2 protein-coding genes are annotated in these 1,327 nt (G+C 68.7%); both read right to left on the minus strand.

Annotation, left to right across the window (positions count from 1 at the left end; all coding sequences use genetic code 11):
• On the minus strand, positions 1–646 hold a 646-nt coding region (locus AB0L95_RS42210; protein WP_365171996.1), incomplete at its 3' end, for an ISAs1 family transposase.
• Between the two features lie 185 nt (positions 647–831).
• Positions 832–1,230 (minus strand): nuclear transport factor 2 family protein, encoded by a 399-nt coding sequence (locus tag AB0L95_RS42215; RefSeq protein WP_054229745.1) that lies wholly within the window; start codon positions 1,228–1,230, stop codon positions 832–834.
• Positions 1,231–1,327: the final 97 nt, after the last annotated feature.

A 1,327-nucleotide genomic window follows, 5' to 3' on the forward strand; every position in this document is an offset into this window, starting at 1 on the left:
TCTCCCGGTCGTAGCGGCGGGCGGTGACGTCCTTCCACGGCAGTGATCGCAGCCTGCGGTGCAGTTCGGGCTGGTTGGCCTTGACCACCAAGAGGTAGTGCGCCTTCTTCTCGTCCACCAGGAAGCGCGCATGCGCGCGCTGGGTGTGCAGGGCGTCGGCCGTGACGGTGAACCCGGTCAGGTCGAAGGGTGCCAGTAGCGCGGCGAAGCAGGTGATTTCGTTGGTCTTGTCGGGGATCCGCAGCTGGGTGACGGTTCGGCCGTCGCCGGTCATCGCGGCCAGCAGGTGGGCGGCGGGCGTCTGGCCGTGTCGGGAGCCGCGGGCGGCCTTGCCGTCGAGCGCCACCGAGTCCGAGCCGGCAGGATCAGCGCCTGTCAGATCGGCCAGTCCGCCGGGGCAGACCAGGCCGACAATCCGTCGAATCGTGGCGGCACTCGGCGCGACGCGCACGCTCAACGACCCTACGATCCTGGCACCCAGGCGGGCCAGGGCGTGCTGCGGCGCGTTGGCGGACCACTGGCCGATAGCCGTATACGAGCGTGCGCCGGCGACAACCGCGGAGGCGGCAACCAGCAGCACCGCCACGAACGGGTGACGCACCCCTCGACGTCGACGCGGATCCGGCAACAGCCGCAACCGCTCCACCAGCGACAACCCCGCAGTGTCCTCCAGAGCGGGCGACTTGATCAGGCAGACGGTGGCAGACTGACGACACATCGAAGCTCCGGTGGTGCGAGGCGACTTGGGAAGGTCACCCCGTTCAACCGGAGCTTCGCTGCGTGCGTGACGGCCCAGCCCGCGATCCTTGGACCGCCGTGACCTGCGGACCCTCAGGGCTGGTCGTACCAGGAGAACGCCGCGATCCGCCAGCCCTCCGGGGTGCGGACGAACTGGATGGTCTTGGTCCCGCCGCCCTCGAACGGCTCGCCGTCCAGGATGCCGGCCTTCCGGTACTCGCCGAAGCGCGACGCGATGTCGCCCGCGATCTCGGTTCGCTCGGAGGTCTCCCACTCCGAGAACTCGACCAACCGGCCGTCGGCGAGCAGGCGTTCGCGCGGCTCGATGAACTCGTCCACGGTGTAGACCGTGTACTTCGGCCCGGTCAGCACGATCACACCACCCGGAATGACCAGCCGGCGGATCCGGGCCACGTCCGCGGCCTTGCCGCCGCGGTTGTCGAAGGCTCCGAAGAACTCGGCGGCTATCGCGTCAATCTCGATCTTGGACATGGCGCGACGGTAACACCGCTAGGGGGCAACGGACATGGCGTCGAGGCAACTTCGACCCAGGGCACCCACGAGATCATGCGACTTTGCAACAGCCCTG

The organism is Streptomyces sp. NPDC052036 (assembly GCF_040680495.1).
Classification (GTDB): domain Bacteria; phylum Actinomycetota; class Actinomycetes; order Streptomycetales; family Streptomycetaceae; genus Streptomyces.